Here is a 19,178-nt window from a genome sequence, read left to right on the forward strand (position 1 = left end):
AGGTCGGCACCGGGGAAAAGCGAACCCACCGATGGGGTGGGTTCGCTTCGATCAGTTATCAGTCATTTGTGTCGACCCGTATCACGGCGCAAATCGAGCGCATTTCTCTGGGCGACACCATGGAATCGTCCGCGTCCGATGGTCGGGTCCAGGCCTCCCCGTGACAAGTAGTCATTCCTCACTATTGACGACATTTTTTTAAATTTTTCGGGTGAAACGGGTTGTGGGGCCGGTTTTGGGACCGGTTGTGGTTGCGGCACAGGCGCCGCCTTTTTATGCGTCTTTATCTGTGGTGCTGAAGGGTCAAGAGGCGGTTGGTTCCTCGATGCAGATACCGCATTGGATCCCGACCGGGCGCTCGTCGGTGATGGCTTAGCTGAACTGCTGGTTGGCGCAAAGCTCACACCGCGGGATGCGGCCGACTGCGCGGTACGGGAAGGCATCGCCGCATTTGAAGTGGTCATGGTATATGCGGAGAGAACATCGCCAGGATCAAACGTAACGGTGGTGAGATTCGGATTGAACGCTGCTGATGCTCCTGCACGTGAGCCAGCGGCGGCGGCGCTCGCTCCTGCGCTCGCACCCGCTCTCGCTCCTCTACCTACACCAGAGCTTTCCATGAGCACCGTCGCCAACAGACCTAGCTTGGAGAAATGCCCGGTATCGTCGATGAGTCCCACAGGGTCGCCCAAGCAATACATGTAGGGGTTAATTCCCCCCTTGCTGAACGGGCTCATGTTGTCGCCTACGTAACATCTCATCAACGTTGGTGAATAGGCCCGATATCCGCTCCCAAGAATGTACTGGCCAGCGTGCCCCTCACGGAGTTCACCGTTAAACCCAAGCGCACCCACGCCCCCCAAGGAGTACCCGTAAGGCGAGTAGCTCTGCTCCTGACGACTCCCCTCACTGGCCTCACACAGCACAGTGCTTTTCTGGTCACTGGCCAGCAACAGGGACTTTGGGTCGGCACCGTCCTGGAGCTCGGCGAGCGCAAGTCCGGCAGCGTGAACGAAGGTGCTGCTGTTCGCCCCTTGTTTCAGGGTGTGGATCTCTCCGCTCTGGTAAAAACGATGCTGGTCGCCGCTGCCACCGTTCTCGCTGGATAGCGTGTCCAGCGGATCATAGCCATAGCTCCTGGAGGCTCCATCATCCCCCCCGCTGACACTGATCAAACGATCCAGGTCGTCGTAACACAGCTCGCGCCCTTCTTCATCACACTTCAGGTTCCCATTATCGTCGTACGGAAGCGTGAGCTTCCTCGGGTAGTCGTCATGATCGTTGGTCACCGCCGTGAGCTGCGTTGGATCGGCCTGGTTGTCGTAGCTGTACCGCGCCCGATTACGTCCATCGGCAAAATAGGTGTCGCACACCTCGATATTACTCAACTCATCGTAGATGAACCGCTGCATCTCTATGGCCTTGCCGTAGGGGTCGACGGGCTGCTGGGTGCCGCTGCACTCGTAGAGTTCCAGATGTCCGCGGATATCGTACTCGTAGGTCTGATCGCGCAAAACAGTCGCACCTTCCTTCAGCGTGCTTCGGGTCAGGTTATCGACTTCGTCGTAAGCCTGGCTCAACTCCTGGGTCAGCCCGCCGCCAAAATCGAACACCCGCAGACTTTCACGACCATAGTCGTCATAGCTCAAGGTCGTTTTCAGCGTCTGCCCGACATCGGCGGTCTCGATGCTCTCGATCTCGCCCTGGGGGTTGTAGCCAAACCGGGAAACCGTGGTACCCAGGCGTGTACTCAGCAGTTGTCCTGTGGCTTTGTTGTAGTCATACACCTGTTCCTGATTGAGCACGTCGACATACTTCAACAGACGTGCCTGACGGCTGTAGCCATAGTGCATCGTGAACGTCTCGCCACCCTGCTGACGGGTTTCGGTCTTTATTTCCCCGGTGGTGAAGTAGTCGCGCGACAGCGTGATCCCACTTTCTTCGCTGCTTTTCAAGCGGGCGTTTTTTTCGTCGTAGTCATAGGTCGCGGCAATGACCGTGGATGAGGTGGTGCGTTTCACCGGGTCCTCGCCCAACGCCGGCTCGTAGACGTAGTCGACTTCGACCTTCGATGGCCGGATAACCTTGCACGGTTTCAACTCTGCTTGTTTAAAGTTGTAACGGGTCACACGACCGCCCGTGATCGATTGGGTCATGCGATCAAGGCCATCGAAGCTCTGCTGCCCCAACTCCTTCACATTGCCGTAGGCGTGTACGCCGATCCAGACCGGCAGATCTTCGCTGGAATGCAACGCGTATCGCCGCTCGACCTGTGCGTCGTCGGGCAGCACCGTCCTGAGCATCCGGTCAAAAGGGTCGTACACATAGGCCGTCTTGCGCATAAGAGCGTCGAACTCGTGTGCGGTGCGTCCCAGCCCGTCGTAGTAGTAGAGGTGTTCGCTGTACGGCTTGACCTCAGGGTCGGCAGGATCGTCCGCCAGGTTATACCGTCTGATGCTGTCGGGCTTGTCGAACAGGTTGTTGGTGGTGACGGTCTTGGCCCGTCCGGTGATCCATTGGGTGACCGTCTGTTTGATCGGGTCGGTGACTTCGTGTTCTTCAACGCCATCGGGGCGCTTCAGGCTGCGCTGCTGGCCCCAGTTGTCGTACTGGTACTCGCTGACCAGCACCAGATCGTCCGACGGCGCGGCGCTGCACCAGTCATATTCGGTTTCCTTGATCAACTGCCCCAGGCCGTCGTATTCGGCCAGGTAGGTGTCGCGAAATGCCTCGGCAGGAACGCCGGTGAGGAAGTCCTTGTCCTGGCGCTGCTCTTGCACCACGCGGTTGACACCGTCGAACAAGGTTTTGGTCTTGACACCCTTGACGTCAGTGGTTTCCTGACTCGCCTGTTCGCCAGCGGTACTGGTCAGGAAATAGCTGTAACTGCGTGTCGCTCGATAATCGGTTTCAGGTGCCACGGTTTCGCTGGTGACCCGCAGCAGGGCGTCGTAGGCGGTGCGAATTTCCACGTCGTTGTCGTCACGGGCCAGCAGCGGTTCGCCGTGCAGCAGCGAGTGTTCCAGGGTCACGACTTTTTTGGTGAAGGTGCCGTCAACGCCGTGGTCGTAACCGGTGAGGGTTTCGACGGTTTGCAGAATGGTCTCACCGGCAAAGGCACTCGGCAGCTTTTTATAGGCATACTCGGTCGTCGTGCTCAGATCATTGAGCGTGATCGACTGTTCCGCGCGGCGGCCGTGCAGCAGGGCGTTGGTCGGCGTATTGGAGGTGATATAGGCGGTGTGTTGCAACTCGGTGGCCTGCGTGCCGTCGACCTCATACAGCGTCTCATCGGTCATCGCCAGCCACTGGCCGGTCGGCGCGGCGTTGTCCTGGACCGGGTCCATCAAGGCGTATTTGTGACGAGTGCTCAACTGCGGGGCACCGGTTTCGCGGTTGGTGGCGGGGGTCACGGTTTTACTGCGCAGACTGCGCACGAACCCCTGCGGGTCTTTCGGGCATTCACCGACGATACCGGCGACCGGGAAATATTCGTATTCCTCCGATACACCATTGGCCTCTATCTGCTTGGTCAGGTTGCCATGGGAATCGTAGGCCGTGGTCACGGTTTGCGTGCGTGACGGGCCGTCCTTGAGTCCCCAGCGAGTGCGGACCTCTTTGGGCAGTTGACACTGGGCGGGCTGATTGGCGAACGGCAGGTCGAGATTGTCATCGGCGTAGTAAAGGGTGAAGACCTGCTGCACGTTGTCACCCTGGATGGTTTTCTCTTCGGTGAGCAGATGAAAACGGTTGAACGTGCGTTCGATGCGACGCACCTCCACGCCGCCGTCATAGTGCCGTTCCGTGGTGGCGTACTGATAACGGGTTGTGACCTGGAAAAGGTTGTCCAGCCCGTTGTCGTCCCATTTGATCGTCTGGTCGTTGTTGCCCAGAAAATTGTTGCTTCCAGGCAGCTCGGTAGTCTCGTATTCGTAATGCACCTCGATCGGCGCTTGGCTGAAACCCGGCTCGATGATGTGCTTCCATACCCTGGGCAATGGCGGATGAACGAAGCCTGGATAGGCATGGCCAGTACCCGCATATTCAAGGGTTTCGTGACCGCCCACGGGGGTCTTGACATCGATGAGGCACAGCAGGCCATTCTGGATCTTGTAGGTGAGGCGCCAGGAGGCCAACTCCTCGGTCGGCAGGATCACTTCACAGACTTCTTCACCTGCCCCGCTGTTGCGCAACTTCAATTCGAAGCGGGCCAACGCGCCGCCCGGACTGCCGTCGGGGCGCAGCAGAATCTCGATGACTTGTGAGTTGGGAGGTCGGTTGATTTCCAGCAGGGTAACGCCTTGGCCGTCGGTCACCTGGTGCAAGCGGCGCAGACCAGTATCAAAGGGCAAATACGCAAAGCTGACCTTGAAACCTTCGGGACTGTAGACGGTTTCGGGCAGCGCCAGGTTGCCTTCGAGCCGAAGCATCTCGATGGTCCCGGACTTGTGGACCACGCGATAAAGGGTCGGCCCATCACGATAGAAGTGGAAGCTGGGGATTTTTTGCTCGGCCATGACCAGCTGATTGTCGCTGGTTTCTCCGGTAACCTTGAAGGTCTCGCCGGTGGACAACGCGATGATCTGTTTTCTGGCGTCGTACTGCGACAGGCGCAACTCCCAGCCGATGCCAAAACCGCTGTTGGTAATATTGAGCGGATTGAAACCCAGTGTCAGGGGCGCGATCGGGCCACTGAGATCATTGGCCTTGATCTCGGGCAGCGTCAGATTGAGGGTGTATTGACCGGTACGCGGATCGACGCCGGACTCAATGTAACTGAGAAAATCGAAGGCTCTGGAATGGACGGCGGTAGAGGCGGCCATGGTGTATTCCTCAGGAATGGATAACCACTGTTGTTGGCGGGCTATGGCGAAGCGGTGCGCCGTCATGCATGACGGCGCGCCATAGGCAGTGCTGGAGTTACGTCAGAACGTTCAGGACCAGTTGATTTCGATTTTGATGAACGAAGGAAAAGTCCAGGCGATGGCGATTCCCTTCAAGATCCAACAGATCCACGATCATCGATGTGTCCAGTAACGGATACAGATCAACGGCTGTTGAACGACGCACGTCATCGAACCGGCTTAACGTGATCATTAATTGACCCGATACCGGGTTCTGATTGCTTTCGAAGGTTTTGGGCAGCGCGGGGGTCGTTCTCTTGGCAAGAATGCCGTCGTACTCGATCGCCCGATTCACCGGTTTACCTTCGTCCTCCGGGGCGAACACTTTAAAGGCGTAACCCGTCGCGCTAAACATTCTGTCATTGGGATACCCGCTCTCCCACTGCACCAGTGATCGGACCCCTTCGAAACGGCAACTGGCAAACAACAAATCGACACGTCCCTCCCGCTTGTAACCAACACGCCAGTAATCCGTGGTGCGCAGAAAGTAGTCGACGTCATTTTCCCCTGGAGCAAGCGGCGGCCATCCTTCGCCTGTTGGCCGCCCCTGCCCCAAGGCTCCGCCGCCCGCCACACGCACATCCTTGAACTCGTAGTCGCGGGCAGTCTTGACCGGAATGGGCCGGGGCGTAAGCGTGACGCGTCCCTGGTCCTCGGTGTCGTTATCGGAGGGGCTCTTGATTGAGTGAAAAACCCCCTTATCGCCGTCTGCGGTAAACGAGGCGTGGAACTGAGTAACGCCCGGCGTGTCCGTCGGACTGCTCCCACGGGTGTGCACATAAATCGTGATGTCGGAGGTGAGCACACCCTGATTGCCAATGGCGTCCGTCGCCGGACCAGCGCTCGGCGCAACCTCCCATTGCTTGAATCCGTTATAGACCCTGTTAGTCATCCAGCGCTTGTCACTGCCGTATTCGATGCCCACCTGGCCTGGATCGACATTGGGAATCTGGTCATTGGTGCCCTTCACGAACAGGACCATGCTGGCTTCTTCGTCACCGGTCAATCCATAGGTCGTGCCATCCACCGGCGTCGTGGCAACAATGATATTGACTTCCATTTGTTGCATGCCATTGGCATAGGCTTCTCCAATGACTTTTCTGATGTCGAACCGCGACAACGTTTTCCAGGTGGGTTCTGTCACTGAATTCGTTAACTGCACGACGCTGTAGCCGTAGTCCTGAATGTTCCCCTCATCATCAATCAGGTCACAGACCACGATATCGACCGGGTTGGTAAACGACGCCGGCGCTGTATAAAGCCCGGTGGGCGATACACTGCCCGCACCCAGGACTGTCCACCGACGCTCGAACTGCGGCTTGCGAGCGTTCTCTTTCAATTGCACGGTGGCCGCACGATTGACGCCATTGTTGAACCCGGGGGTAACATCGAAGTCCGTCGAGTACTTGAGCAACAGCACAGAAGCCCGAACCGTTTCCCCCGTCACGGTGTTCTTGGCCTCGATGAATTGCACCACCATATCCTCCGCCAACGGCTGGGTCGGTGGGGTATAGATTGCGGTGTTGCCATCCGCGACCAGCGAACCGTATTGCGGCGTACTCCACGATAAGGGCGCGTTCAACAAGGTCGATGCCACGAACGTGACAGGACGCTGCCCCCCCAGTAGCAGGCTCGGTGCAAACGTCGGGGAAATGGCCATGGACTCGGAAGTCACCAGCAGCAACGCGCTGACCTTATGCGTAACGCCTGTCGAGGGGTCTCTATAAGTCGCCGTCACCACGTTACGCACCGTCTCCTTGCCCAGGTTATTGGCAACCGGCCTGTACAATCCGGTCGTTGCTCCAATTTCACCGACCGACTTGTGACTGTTGAGGCTGCGCACACTCCAGGTGACGCCGCTGAGCGGTTTACCGTCCCGCAGGGCCACGTATTGGAATGCCGAGCCCCCGACCTGCAGGCTCTGAAAGGGCGGATCGATCGTAATGGCCGTACGTGATGGGTCAATATTGCCGAACACGACGAGCTCACGAGGCTTCGCCCGATCCTTTTCCTGAAAGACGTTGTGATCACCAGGGAACAACAGGCTGTGTATCAGCGCCAGTTGGTCATCGGTCGCATGATCGGCGAATTCTTCAGAGACGATCACGGTTGCCGAATACAGGTCACCGTCAGGCCCTTGGTCATCCGGAATCAAATAAGGAAGACTGGCAGGAATACCGGCGCCGAACTCACTCCCCCGAAGCTGGATAAACAACACCACGGCCCCGTCGCCATGGTTCGATGACCTGACATCGTCGGCACCGGGGGCGGCCTGGGTTCGAATCTCGAATCGCTTAGGCGTCAGAGGGCTGTAGCCCTTCTCGTCGATCATGCCCAAAACGAATACGCGTCGATGAGGCGGCAACTCGCTGAAGCGTTGGTGAAAGTATTTGCCAAGTTCGAGTCCTGCCTCTTTTGGCCCAGCGAGGTTGCATTCGATGCGGGTGCCCTTGTTCAAATCCAGCAGCACTCGACCGATTTCATCGACTTCGCCGGTCACCTCGGCAAGTTGGACAAACAGCTTCACGGTGTAGCCCTGCGCCTCGGTGATCGTATAGCTGTAGAGAACCGTCTCCTGTGCATTCGCGTTAGCGTAGGCCGTGTAAGTACCGGAAATAATGCTCAGTGTCAGCGTCAATTCGGAGTCGGTGAAATTCGCTTCTTCAAATGACATTCGAGGCGAGCCCAGGACAATGTCGGTCAGATCACCATATTCAGTCTTCGCCTCATTAATGTATGCCCGACCGGAAAACGGCGGCGTATAACCGGTGCCGTCGTATTTCGCAATCCATTGTTGCTGCAGAACCCGATTGAGACGGGTGCGATTGAACACCGTCATGGCGCCCCAATCACCGGTGACCGGTTTAGCTTCCAGAATTTTCACAATATCAGCGCGTGAGTTGCCTGGCATGATCGTTCTCCCAGAGCGTGCAATTTGGAAATCGTTAAACACCCGTCTCAATCAACCATGAAATCATCCGGCGGCTTGTCGGGAAGCTCGATCAGTGGCAACGGGGCAATACACCAGCCGTTTCTGTCGATAACACCATCAATTTCCGTACGTGCGGTGATTAGTGCGAAGCGGTGTTGCCCCGCCGGGTCAGCGGTGTAAAAACCGTTGGCATCGATATGCCCGCTGCCTTCTGCAACTTCCCAAATGGCGTCCTTGACTTCCGTGTTTCTCCGCTCCGCTTTGAACTTCGCCTTGCCCTCAGGGAGCGAAGATTGAGACATGTCTAGGGTGACGGTTAACTCACTGGGGAAATGATTAACCACTACGTAGGACGTCTGGATTTTGCCGGTGGCGAGGTTCTTGACTTCAATTTCATCGACCTCGAAAGCGCCGTTTACATTGTCGTCCTTCAGTGCCGCAGTATAAGTATTTTTACCATCCGTCCCTCTGAGCGGGATACTCCCGCTACCCCGCGAGACCTTCCACTCGAGCGTGCCAGTGCCCAGCGTATTGGCTGAAAACTTACGTTCGGATTTACTCGAAGCCGCAGAAGAGTTACAACTTTCGATCACTGGATTGACAGTAATGTCTCGCACCACAATGGTCACCAGGCTCGAACTGCTATATTTCGAAATAGGGTCAGTGGCCGTTATTTTGACTCGGGTGAAGGTGCCTTTAATCTCGCCAGCAATCGGCGCTGTATAAAGGCCGCCGGGTAAATGAATAATCGTCACGGGCGAAAAGACGCCCGTGACGAGGTGAAAGTGCCGCTATTTTCGTGGGGGAACGATGCAGGGGTCATTCGCACCGTGGAATGCCGTTCGGTTGACTTGTGGTGTGGAAAGAATGTTTTCCGTGCCATCGTTGAAGGAGTACTGAATCTTCACCCGACCCCGTCGGTTCGGATTCTCGGTGTACAGCGGCAGGATGTGCTTGACGTAGGGCGTTACCAGAAATTCAAAACCTGTCACCGGCGAGTCAGCGGCGCCGATCGTGAAATTCTTCCTTAAGATTCCCGAGGTAATGGGTTCTTCAGGGTTGGCCAGGTTTTCCCCTTTCATGGGCGTGAACACGACTTCGATGACATCCCCATCCTTGAGCAGGCCCGTGAGGTCAGGAATCCTCACCTTGAGTGAACCATCGGCCTCCAATGCGTCACAGCCGGGATAATTGGGATTGCCCGCGGTCTCGATCGTGGGGAACTTCGCCGCTGGCAGTTCCACGGCAATTGCGTTGACCTCGACGTTTGTGGGGGTCGATTCCAGATCATTGACGATACCCGGACCACTCACCGTGTAATGGACGAGCACATCACCGTTCATACCGGCGAGGATGTAGGCCCATGGGATGGTGACCTTGTAAGCCCCTCCAGGTTTGTGTTCGGGGTTTTGATCATCGAATACTGTTCGCGCCTCGGTGACCAACAGGCCGTTCCAGTAGAAATTGACGATGTGGCCATCCGTGGCATCGTCGTACCAGTCGAAATGGAAGGTGGCATCCTCGTCTTTGTCTGCACGGGTCAGCGTATTGAACCGAGTGCCATCGTGATTTACGACCTCCCCTTCCAGCAGGGCCGGATGAACCGGGTCGGGCCAATCAACGGGTGGCCAGGGCTCAGGCCAGGGCAGGAGGACTTGCAGGTTCACATCGAAGTCATCGTCCGCAGGGCCAAACAGCCGGCCGCTGCGAACGATGTGATAACTGACGTTGGTTGATTTGATCCCGACAGTCGTTCTTCCATAGTCCTCAAGCATCAATGTTGCCGGCAACACCGCAAGTCCGATGCTGGGCATCGGATTATTGCCCAAGGGAATATCAGGCGTCAGGGTGTGGCCGCCCCACTTCAAACGAACCTCATCGCCGGTCTTGAAATTCAGTGGTTTGGTGATAAAGACCTCAACCCCTTCCCGTACCCCCTGCATCGTCAGCACGGGGTCGGCCTTGGGGACCTCCGGCTTGCCAATCGGTTGAGGCAGCAGTCCCCATGTCAGCGGAATTTTTTTGTACAAGGCCAGTTGACTCTTGTTTTCCGCCTGATCCTGAAGGCCATACGTCACCATGGCGGGCATATCACCGAGTTTTCGGAACACATCGGCGGGGATTTTGATGGTGGTGTCGCTGGTACCGGGCGCAGGAACCGTGGTCGCATGGTTCGGAGGGACAAGGCGCGGGTCTTCGGGGATGTCGTGTTCGTTAACCACCCAAAAACCGATTTTGTCCGTGCTCTGCCACAGCGGATACCCGGGAATGATCACCTCCAGTTCGCCGCCTTCTGGCAGGTTGGTATCGTCCAGGTAGTCGACCGCAATCCGCGGCTGTTCGGGCGGCTCGTCGTCGTAAGGGTCCACTAGGTCGCAGATGAAGGTGTAGATCAGCGAATCTAATGCAGGACCGTTGGTGTAGGGGCGCCAGGTGTATTTCAGGCGGCAGCTGTCATCCCTCGGGAAGTCACTGGGCAAAATAGTAACGGGGAAGGGAAAGCCCGGTAATTCGGTTTCACCGGGCTGACGCACAAACTCCAGCAACGGCCCCACCTCCACGAAAGTCCCGGTGCCTCTATCAATCCAGAACTGTACTTTGTCCGACTCAACGCCATTGTCCGGAGGCAGGTTCTGCCACGGTGGGATCTTGACTGTCAGCCCGTTCTTCTTGAGATCGGGCCCCTTCAACAAACCCGTGGACTTGTTGGCGTACACGTCGTCGTCGATCTCCAGTGCCAGATCGGCCAACTGATTGCTCCGCCTGGCGGTATTCTTGTTGGCCTGCCTGATTTTGGCCTGTTGAGTTGCCATGTGCTAACCCCTTCTGCAACGAACGATTGTGAGCCATGGCTAACCACCATGGCCGTTCCGTTGGTCAACAGCAGGGCTCTGCTGGCACATCGAACGCAGTGCGTGACGCCGCAGGCCGAAATGACCCTGGACGAATTAAGCGCTCGCTGAAAAAAAAGCGAAACTGTCAGAGTTGACAGGTGGCGATATGTACAGGCGTGGGGTATCAGCAGAAAAAATGCGAAAAAAAACCTGAGCGCCCCGCAGGGCGTCAGGGTTCACGCGTTATCGTTCACGTCCATCGCGAGCGAGCTCGCTCGCTCCTGGGGATCGGTGATCAGATGACGAACCGCGCCACCATCGCGTTCAGATCCACCGCCAGGCGCGACAGTTCATGGGTCGCCGCGCTGGTCTGGTTGGCACCGGCCGCAGACTGGGTGGCCAGGTCGCGGATGTTCACCAGGTTGCGATCCACCTCGCGGGACACCTGGGCCTGCTCTTCCGAGGCGCTGGCGATCACCAGGTTGCGTTCGTTGATCTGGTGGATCGACTGGGTGATCTGCTCCAGCGCCACACCGGCGGCACGCGCCATTTCCAGGGTGCTTTGGGTTCGCTGATTGCTCTGCTGCATCGACGACACCGCCTCGCCCGTGCCGTTCTGGATACCGGCGACCATCTTCTCGATTTCCTGGGTCGATTGTGCCGTGCGATGGGCCAACGCGCGAACCTCATCCGCCACCACGGCAAACCCGCGTCCGGCTTCACCGGCACGCGCCGCTTCGATCGCGGCGTTCAGTGCCAGCAGATTGGTCTGTTCGGCAATGGCGCGAATCACGTCCAGCACCTTGCCGATGTCCCGTCCCTGCGCCGCCAGACCTTCGATCATCACCGAGGTGTTCTGCACGTCGTGGGTCATGGTCTGGATCGCATCGACGGTTTCCACCACCCGGTCGCGGCCTTCGCGGGCGGCCTGGGTCGACTGGTTCGAGGCTTCGGACGTCGAGACGGCGTTGCGCGCCACTTCTTCCACGGCGGCGGTCATCTCGTTGACGGCAGTGGCCGCCTGTTCGATTTCGTCGTTCTGCTGTTGCATGCCGCGCGACGCTTCTTCGGTCACCGCGCTCAGTTCTTCGGCGGCGGCGCCCAGTTGCGTGGCGGAGCCGGCGATCTGCTCGATGGTCTTGCGCAGGTTGCCCTGCATGGTCGACAAGGCACTCAGCAGACGAGCCGGCTCATCCTTGCCATCGACTTCGACGGGTTTGCTCAGGTCGCCGCTGGCAATGGTTTCGGCTGCCTTCACCGCGCGGGCCAATGGTGTGACGATACTGCGGGTCAGCAGCCATGCCAGTAGCACGGTCATGAGGGCCGCCAGGACCGCCACCGCAATGATGCCGTTGATGGCACCACTGTAGTTGTCGGCGGCGGAGACCCCGGCCGCCTTGGCGGCTTCGGCATTGAACGCCACCAGCTTGCCGAGCTGCTCGCCCATCAGGTCGGTGCCGTCCTTGATCCGGGTGTTGATCAGGCTGCGCAGCTCGTCGATCTTGTTCTGGCGCGACAGCTCGATCATCTCGCGCTGGGCCTGCATGTAGTTGTCCAGGGTCGTGCTGAACACCTTGTACAACGCGGCTTCATCCGGGCCGGCCGGCAACGCGGCGTAGCTGGCCTGAGCCTTGCGCACCTTGTCGCTGAGCACGACGATGCGGGCGTCGGCTTCCTGCAGGCTGGCCGGCTCACGATTGACCAGGATGCGGAACGACAGGATGCGCATGCGCAAGACGTTCTCGGTGATGGTGCCCAGGTAGCCGACGCTGGGCAGTTGGGTATTGCCCATATCGACCGACGCCTGGCGGATGACCGTCATGCGGTTGACCGCGAACACGCCCAGCACAATCACCAGCAAGGCAATGAAAGCGAACCCCAGAAAGGCTCGCGGTGCGATATTCAGATTACGCAGGGACATAGGACGATACTCGGGTGATTGAGGCTTCGAGCATCCTTGCCGTGAGCGTAGTTGGGCGATTTTGTTTGGCGCACAAGTGTCTGCCCGCCTGATACCTGTATCGGCGGGAGTTGAGGTTTTTTGCGAGAATTTATGAAATATTTTTCATGGGCTTACGAGTGTTTCACCGATGAAACACTCGAGGTGTCTAGCTCGGGGTGTGCACCTGCAAGAGCATATTTGCTCGGGACGGCGGTTGGTCAGGCGCTGGGTGATGTTGGCTGTGCTGGCCCCATCGCGAGCAAGCCCGCTCCCACAGCGATACAGGCATTCATTCAGGCGCGCACGGCGATCCGCCAGACCCGTGCAATATCAGTCGCCCGTTCTGCCAGCAATCGCGGCGCTTCACTGCACGCCTGTTCCAGCGTCATCGGCCCGCTGGTCAACGCAAACGCGGCATCGATACCATGCTCGTACAGCGCCTGGTAACCCTCGCCCAGGGTGCCGGCGATCACGATCACCGGCACACCGTGTTGCCGGGCAATGCGCGCCACGCCGAACGGGGTTTTACCGCGCAGCGTCTGCGCATCGAAGCGGCCTTCCCCAGTGATCACCAGGTCAGCGCCCTTCACCGCCTCGGAGAGCCCCACCAGTTCCGCGACCACTTCGACCCCGGCCTTGAACTGCGCGCCGAGAAACGCCTTGGCCGCAAACCCAAGGCCGCCCGCCGCGCCGCTGCCCGGCTCGTCGCGGACATCGGATTTGAGGACCTGCGCGCACTGATCGGCAAAATGCCCAAGCGCGCGGTCCAATTGTTCGACCTGGGCCGCAGACGCGCCTTTCTGCGGGCCAAAAATCGCCGAAGCCCCATGCGGGCCGCACAGCGGGTTGTTGACGTCAGCGGCGATGTCGAAACGCACCTGGGCCAGGCGCGGGTCCAGCTCGCTCAGGTCGATGCGGGCCAGTTGCGCCAGCGCCAGTCCGCCCGGTGCCAGGGTTTGCTCCCTGGCGTCCAGCAACTTCACGCCCAGTGCCTGCATCGCCCCCGCGCCGCCATCGTTGGTGGCGCTGCCGCCAATCGCCAGGATCACCCGCTGCGCCCCGGCATCCAGTGCAGCGCGAATCAACTCACCCGTGCCGTAGGTGCTGCTGACACAGGCGTCACGCTGACCGGGCGCGACCAATTGCAAGCCACTGGCCTCGGCCATCTCGATGATCGCGGTGAGGCTCTGGGGCAACCAGCCCCACGCCGCGTCGACCGGGGTGCCCAGCGGCCCGCGCACGCTGGTGCGGCGCAACTGGCCTTCGCAGGCAGCAAGAATCGATTCGACCGTACCTTCGCCGCCGTCAGCCATCGGGCATTTGACCAATTGCGCATCGGGCCAGACACCCGTCAAGCCAAGCGCGATGGCGTCGGCCACGCCCTGGGCACTCAGGCTGTCCTTGAACGAATCGGGGGCGATGACAATCTTCATGCGAATTCTCCTGTTCCAAGGCTTTCATGCTGCCAGCAGCCTTGAACAATAACGCCGGGCCATTGCACAAGGGGCGATGGCGTTTATTGTTCATTCCCACAATGGCATTGTCCCTCCCTCCCAAAAAGGCTTTGAAGACCTCAGGTCTGCGGCAACAACTGGATGCCCAGGTACAACGCCAGCATTCCGTCGAGCCGCAACGGATCCACCCCGCTGATCTCGGCAATCCGCTCCATCCGATAGCGCAGACTGTTGCGGTGGATGCCCAGTGCATCGGCGCAGGCCTGGCTCTGCCCGTCGTGGTCGCACCAACTGCGCAGAGTCGCCAGCAGTTGGCCGTTGCCGTCCTTGGCGATGACGTCACGCAGCGGCTTGAGCAGTTCGTCCAGCGCATCGTCGCCACGATGGCGCCAGAGCATCACCGGCAGGCGATAGCGGGCCAGGGTCAACAGTCGCTCATGGGGCAGCACGTCGCGGCCGTAGGCCAGCAAGTCGCCGACCCTGCGATAACAGCGGCGCAAGCCGGATACGCCCTCGGCCTGCCCGCCCACAGCCACGCGCACAATGTTCCAGCCGAGCTTGTCGAGTTTTTCCAGCAGGCGGTCGTTCTCGATGGACTGGCTCGCCGCCCGGCACCACAGCAACGACGACTTTGCCGAACTGACGCTCCAGCTGTCCGGGTAGCGGGACGTCAGCCAGGCGCTCAGGGCCTCGACCGTCTGCCCCGGCCCATGCTCCAGGCCCAGCTCGAACAGGTACGGCACCCTTGTCAGCTGTGGCTTGAGCCCCAGTTGCTGCGCTTCATCGATCAGCCGCGGCGATTCCCCCGCCTCGCTCAGCAGCAAGGCCAGCAGATCGTCACAGCGCTGGCGCCGCCATTGCTGTTCGGCCTGCTGATTGCGTTGGCCCACCAGCATCTCTGCGGTCATGCGCACCAGTTCGGCATAAGTGCGCAATTGCTCGGGCTCGCCGGAGATGCCCAGCACGCCGATCAAGCGCTGGTCGAGCCACAGCGGCAGGTTGATCCCCGGCTGCACGCCCTTGAGATGAATGGCGGTTTGCGCATCGATTTCCACCACCCGCCCGTTGGCCAGTACCAATTGCGCGCCTTCGTGCCGGGTATTGACCCGCTCCGGCTCGCCGCTGCCGAGGATCAAGCCCTGGCTGTCCATGACATTGACGTTGTACGGCAGGATTGCCATTGCCCGGTCGACGATGTCCTGGGCCAGGTCGTGATCGAGTTCGAACATGGGTGGAATCCTTGCAAGCGTGATGAATGGGCAGTTGTTCAGCCGCACAGGGCCGGGCGGCAATCGCTGTGCTCAGGCACAAAGACAGCACCTTCGCCGTGGCCGAGACTCTCATGGCGATCAACGTTACCCGTTGCCTCGCAAAAAATCATAAAAAGAGAGATCCCGCCATGTCACAGAGCGCCGCCGCTACCCAGGCAGTCGTTGACGAAAAAAATGCCGTCTACAAACGCATCACCCTGCGTTTGATCCCCTTCATTTTCATCTGCTACCTGTTCAACTACCTCGACCGGGTGAACGTTGGATTCGCCAAGCTGCAGATGCTCGATGCGCTGAAATTCAGCGAAACCGTGTACGGCCTCGGGGCCGGGATCTTTTTTATCGGCTACGTGCTGTGCGGCGTGCCCAGTAACCTGGCATTGACCCGATTCGGCCCGCGGCGCTGGATCGCGCTGATGATGATCACCTGGGGCACGCTGTCCACCTGCCTGCTGTTCGTCACCACCCCCACCGAGTTCTACACCTTGCGCCTGTTCACCGGCGCGGCCGAAGCCGGATTCTTTCCCGGCGTGGTGCTCTACCTCTCGCAATGGTTCCCGACCTTCCGCCGTGGCCGCATCATGGCGCTGTTCATGTCGGCGATCCCGGTCTCCGGCCTGCTCGGCAGCCCGTTTTCCGGCTGGATTCTCAACCACTTCGCCGCCGGCCAGGGCGGTTTGGCCGGCTGGCAGTGGATGTTCCTGCTGCAAGGCATTCCGACCGTGATCCTGGGCGCCCTCGCCTACTTCCTGCTCAGCGACAGCTACGCCAACGCCAAATGGCTCACGCCATTCGAGCGCTCGGTGCTGGAGGCCGACCACGCCGAAGACCTGGCCAACCAACCGAAAACCACCACCGACTCGCTGCTGGCCGTGTTCCGCAACCCGGCCATCTGGGCATTCGGTCTGATCTATTTCTGCATCCAGAGCGGTGTCTACGCGATCAACTTCTGGCTGCCCTCGATCATCAAGAACCTCGGTTTCAGCGATAACCTGGTGATCGGCTGGTTGAGCGCCATTCCGTACCTGCTGGCGGCGGTATTCATGCTGATCGTCGGCCGCTCGGCGGACTTGCGCAAGGAACGTCGCTGGCACCTGGTGGTGCCGATGTTGATGGGCGCCGTGGGCCTGCTGATCGCCGTGAACTTCGCCACCACCCCCGCCATCGCGATTCTCGGCCTGACCATCGCCACCATGGGCGCCCTCACCGGCCTGCCGATGTTCTGGCCGGTGCCGACCGCCCTGCTCAGTGCCGGCGCAGCGGCCGGGGGCCTGGCTTTGATCAACTCCATGGGCCAGATGGCCGGTTTCCTCAGCCCGTACCTGGTCGGCTGGGTCAAGGACAGCACCGGTTCGACCGATGCCGCGCTGTACCTTCTGGCGGGCGTGATCGTCTGCGGAAGTCTGCTGGCACTGCGCATGACGCGCACGTTGCGCGTCTGACCAACCGCCATGCCCGGTGGGAGCGGACCCGCTCCCACATTGTGTCCCGCACTGGCGGTATTTCCGTCTGATCCACGCGATTGTTCTAGTATCTGATGAGCCTTCCCCCCTCGCAAAAGGACTTCATCATGAGCTACCGCACCTTGGGTCATTCCGGCCTGCAAGTGTCCACCCTGACCCTGGGCACCATGATGTTCGGCGAACAGACCAGCACCGAGGATTCCCTGCGAATCATCGACAAGGCCTGGGACCAGGGCATCAACTTCATCGACACCGCGGACGTCTACAGCGGTGGTCGATCCGAGGAAATCGTCGGCGAGGCGATTGCCGGCAACCGCCATGAGTGGGTCCTCGCGACCAAGGTCGGTTTCGGTCCGGTCGACGGCGTGCCGAATCGCACGGGCCTGAGCCGCAAGCACCTGTTCAACGGCATCGACGCGAGCCTGACGCGCCTGGACACGGATTACCTCGACATCTACTACCTGCACCGCGAGGACCACAACACGCCGCTGGAGGTCACGGTGTCGGCCATCGGTGACCTGATCCGTCAGGGCAAGGTTCGTTACTGGGGCTTGTCGAACTACCGCGGCTGGCGAATCGCCGAAGTGATCCGGGTGGCCGATCGACTGGGTGTCGACCGCCCCATCGTCAGCCAGCCGCTGTACAACATCGTCAACCGCCAGGCCGAACCGGAACAGATCACCGCCGCGCAGAACTACGGCCTGGGCGTGGTGCCCTTCAGTCCGCTGGCCCGCGGCGTGCTCAGCGGCAAGTACGCCCCGGATGCCAAGCCCGATGCCAACAGCCGTGCCGGCCGCGCCGACAAGCGCATTATGGAAGTCGAGTGGCGCGTGGAATCCCTGCGCATCGCCCAACAGATCCAGCAATACACCCGGGAGCGTGGCGTGGGCATCGTCGAGTTCGCGATTGCCTGGGTGCTGAACAACAGCGCCGTCGCCTCCGCCATTGTCGGGCCGCGCACCGAAGAACAATGGGACGCCTACACCAAGGCGCAAGCGGTGAAGATCACGGCTGCGGATGAAGCGTTCATCGATTCGCTGGTGACGCCGGGGCACGCATCGACGCCGGGGTTCAATGATGTGGGGCACTTTGTGTCGGGGCGCAAGCCGCGCACGGTGTGAGCGGTATCGCGAGCAGGTCGAACCCGTCGCTCCCGCAGGTATGATTGTCGTATCCACATACCCATGGGCGCGCAGCATTTGTCAGCATGAATCCCGGTCGACGCCTGCCCTTGCTCAGGGCAGGCGTCGACCGGTTGGCTATGCTGTGTTCGAGCGCAGAGGCGGGAACGGGGCGCTGTAGTAAATCCTGATCATCCGGCCAATATTCAGAACAAAAACCACGTATCCTCCGCATCCCGTTCAACGTTCAAATCCGCGAGGACAGATTGTCTAAAGGTATCGCTCTATCGGTTTCGGCTTCGGTGCTGTTTGCCGTCATGTACTACTACACCTCACTGCTCACCCCGCTGAACGGTGTAGAGATTTTCGGTTGGCGCATGCTGCTGACGGCGCCGTGCATGACTCTGTTCATCGTGCTGTCCGGCGAATGGAAGCGCGCGCTGGAGATTGTCCGGCGCGTGGCCGCCCAGCCCAGGCTGATGGCCGCCCTGGTCCTGTCCTCGGCCCTGCTGGGCGCGCAGTTGTGGCTGTTCATGTGGGCGCCGCTCAACGGCTACAGCCTCGATGTGTCCCTGGGTTATTTCCTGTTGCCACTGGCCATGGTGGTGACCGGACGCCTGGCCTACGGCGAACGCCTGTCGTATCTGCAGAAAATCGCGGTGTTCTTCGCCAGCCTGGGTGTGGTCAACGAGCTGTACCAGGTCGGTGGATTTTCCTGGGCGACGCTGGTGGTGGTCGTGGGCTACCCGCTGTACTTCGTGCTGCGCAAATGGCTGAAATCCGACAACCTCGGCGGACTCTGGCTGGACATGACCTTGATGCTGCCGGTCGCGTATGCGTTCGTGCATGGCGGCGCACAGGGGTTCGGCGTGTTCGATCAGTACCCTGCCCTGGCGTGGCTGATTCCGTTGCTCGGCCTGATCAGTGCCTCGGCGCTGGTGGTCTACATCATCGCCAGTCGATTGCTGCCGTTCAGTCTGTTTGGTTTGTTGAGCTACGTGGAGCCGGTGTTGTTGCTGGGCGTCGCGCTGTTGCTGGGAGAAAGCATCAAGCCCGGGGAATGGCTGACCTACATTCCGATCTGGATGGCGGTGCTGGTGCTGGTGTTCGAGGGGTTCAAGCATTTGATGCGGCAGCGTCGTCCCTGACCACACACCCAAATAATGTGGGAGCGGGCTTGCTCGCGAAGGCGGTGTGTCAGACGCTATTGACGTCGACTGACACACCGCCGTCGCGAGCAAGCCCGCTCCCACAATTTTA

General features: G+C 59.7%; 10 protein-coding genes and 1 pseudogene. 3 read left to right on the forward strand and 8 right to left on the reverse strand.

Features of this window, described 5'->3' with window-relative positions:
- Positions 1 to 62 precede the first annotated feature (62 nt).
- The 8 genes and pseudogenes from ACM6IM_RS08550 to ACM6IM_RS08585 form a co-directional block, all read right to left on the reverse strand.
- A complete protein-coding gene (locus tag ACM6IM_RS08550; protein WP_414864818.1) occupies positions 63 to 4,823 on the reverse strand; it encodes an RHS repeat domain-containing protein in 4,761 nt (1,586 codons plus the stop codon).
- 97 nt (positions 4,824 to 4,920) lie between these two features.
- Positions 4,921 to 7,815 carry a hypothetical protein gene (locus ACM6IM_RS08555; protein WP_414864819.1) on the reverse strand — a complete coding sequence of 965 codons (2,895 nt, stop codon included), beginning with the start codon at positions 7,813 to 7,815 and terminating at the stop codon, positions 4,921 to 4,923.
- Positions 7,816 to 7,862: 47 nt separating this feature from the next.
- Positions 7,863 to 8,591: a hypothetical protein gene (locus ACM6IM_RS08560; RefSeq protein WP_414864820.1), complete on the reverse strand. Its 729-nt coding sequence runs from the start codon at positions 8,589 to 8,591 to the stop codon at positions 7,863 to 7,865.
- A gap of 36 nt (positions 8,592 to 8,627) precedes the next feature.
- Entirely contained in the window at positions 8,628 to 10,649 is a 2,022-nt protein-coding gene (locus tag ACM6IM_RS08565; protein WP_414864821.1) for a hypothetical protein, read from the reverse strand.
- A gap of 316 nt (positions 10,650 to 10,965) precedes the next feature.
- Entirely contained in the window at positions 10,966 to 11,829 is an 864-nt protein-coding gene (locus ACM6IM_RS08570) for a methyl-accepting chemotaxis protein (protein WP_414864851.1), read from the reverse strand.
- A 42-nt stretch (positions 11,830 to 11,871) separates the two neighbouring features.
- A pseudogene (locus ACM6IM_RS08575) lies at positions 11,872 to 12,591 on the reverse strand (MCP four helix bundle domain-containing protein); the annotation flags it as partial.
- Positions 12,592 to 12,905: 314 nt separating this feature from the next.
- Positions 12,906 to 14,045 (reverse strand): glycerate kinase, encoded by a 1,140-nt coding sequence (locus ACM6IM_RS08580; RefSeq protein WP_414864822.1) that lies wholly within the window; start codon positions 14,043 to 14,045, stop codon positions 12,906 to 12,908.
- Between the two features lie 140 nt (positions 14,046 to 14,185).
- Positions 14,186 to 15,295 (reverse strand): sugar diacid recognition domain-containing protein, encoded by a 1,110-nt coding sequence (locus ACM6IM_RS08585; RefSeq protein WP_201188790.1) that lies wholly within the window; start codon positions 15,293 to 15,295, stop codon positions 14,186 to 14,188.
- Between the two features lie 170 nt (positions 15,296 to 15,465).
- On the opposite strand from ACM6IM_RS08585, the gene ACM6IM_RS08590 reads away from it, so the two are divergent.
- The 3 genes from ACM6IM_RS08590 to rarD all read left to right on the forward strand — a co-directional run bounded on the left by ACM6IM_RS08590 (position 15,466) and on the right by rarD (position 19,066).
- Positions 15,466 to 16,776, forward strand: a complete 1,311-nt coding sequence (locus ACM6IM_RS08590) for an MFS transporter (protein ID WP_414864823.1) — start codon at positions 15,466 to 15,468, stop codon at positions 16,774 to 16,776.
- Between the two features lie 128 nt (positions 16,777 to 16,904).
- Positions 16,905 to 17,918 (forward strand): aldo/keto reductase, encoded by a 1,014-nt coding sequence (locus ACM6IM_RS08595; protein WP_414864824.1) that lies wholly within the window; start codon positions 16,905 to 16,907, stop codon positions 17,916 to 17,918.
- Positions 17,919 to 18,184: 266 nt separating this feature from the next.
- Entirely contained in the window at positions 18,185 to 19,066 is an 882-nt protein-coding gene (rarD, locus tag ACM6IM_RS08600; protein ID WP_192308494.1) for an EamA family transporter RarD, read from the forward strand.
- The last annotated feature ends 112 nt before the right edge of the window (positions 19,067 to 19,178 follow it).

Origin of the sequence: Pseudomonas sp. IT-P12 (assembly GCF_949767465.1) — a bacterium.
GTDB lineage: Bacteria > Pseudomonadota > Gammaproteobacteria > Pseudomonadales > Pseudomonadaceae > Aquipseudomonas.

Coding starts and splice junctions, on each gene's coding strand:
- ACM6IM_RS08565 (WP_414864821.1), bottom strand. CDS start 10,649: ATGGCAACTCAACAGGCCAAAATCAGGCAGGCCAACAAGAATACCGCC.
- ACM6IM_RS08550 (WP_414864818.1), bottom strand. CDS start 4,823: ATGGCCGCCTCTACCGCCGTCCATTCCAGAGCCTTCGATTTTCTCAGT.
- ACM6IM_RS08580 (WP_414864822.1), bottom strand. CDS start 14,045: ATGAAGATTGTCATCGCCCCCGATTCGTTCAAGGACAGCCTGAGTGCC.
- ACM6IM_RS08585 (WP_201188790.1), bottom strand. CDS start 15,295: ATGTTCGAACTCGATCACGACCTGGCCCAGGACATCGTCGACCGGGCA.
- ACM6IM_RS08590 (WP_414864823.1), top strand. CDS start 15,466: ATGTCACAGAGCGCCGCCGCTACCCAGGCAGTCGTTGACGAAAAAAAT.
- ACM6IM_RS08595 (WP_414864824.1), top strand. CDS start 16,905: ATGAGCTACCGCACCTTGGGTCATTCCGGCCTGCAAGTGTCCACCCTG.
- ACM6IM_RS08570 (WP_414864851.1), bottom strand. CDS start 11,829: ATGCAGGGCAACCTGCGCAAGACCATCGAGCAGATCGCCGGCTCCGCC.
- ACM6IM_RS08555 (WP_414864819.1), bottom strand. CDS start 7,815: ATGCCAGGCAACTCACGCGCTGATATTGTGAAAATTCTGGAAGCTAAA.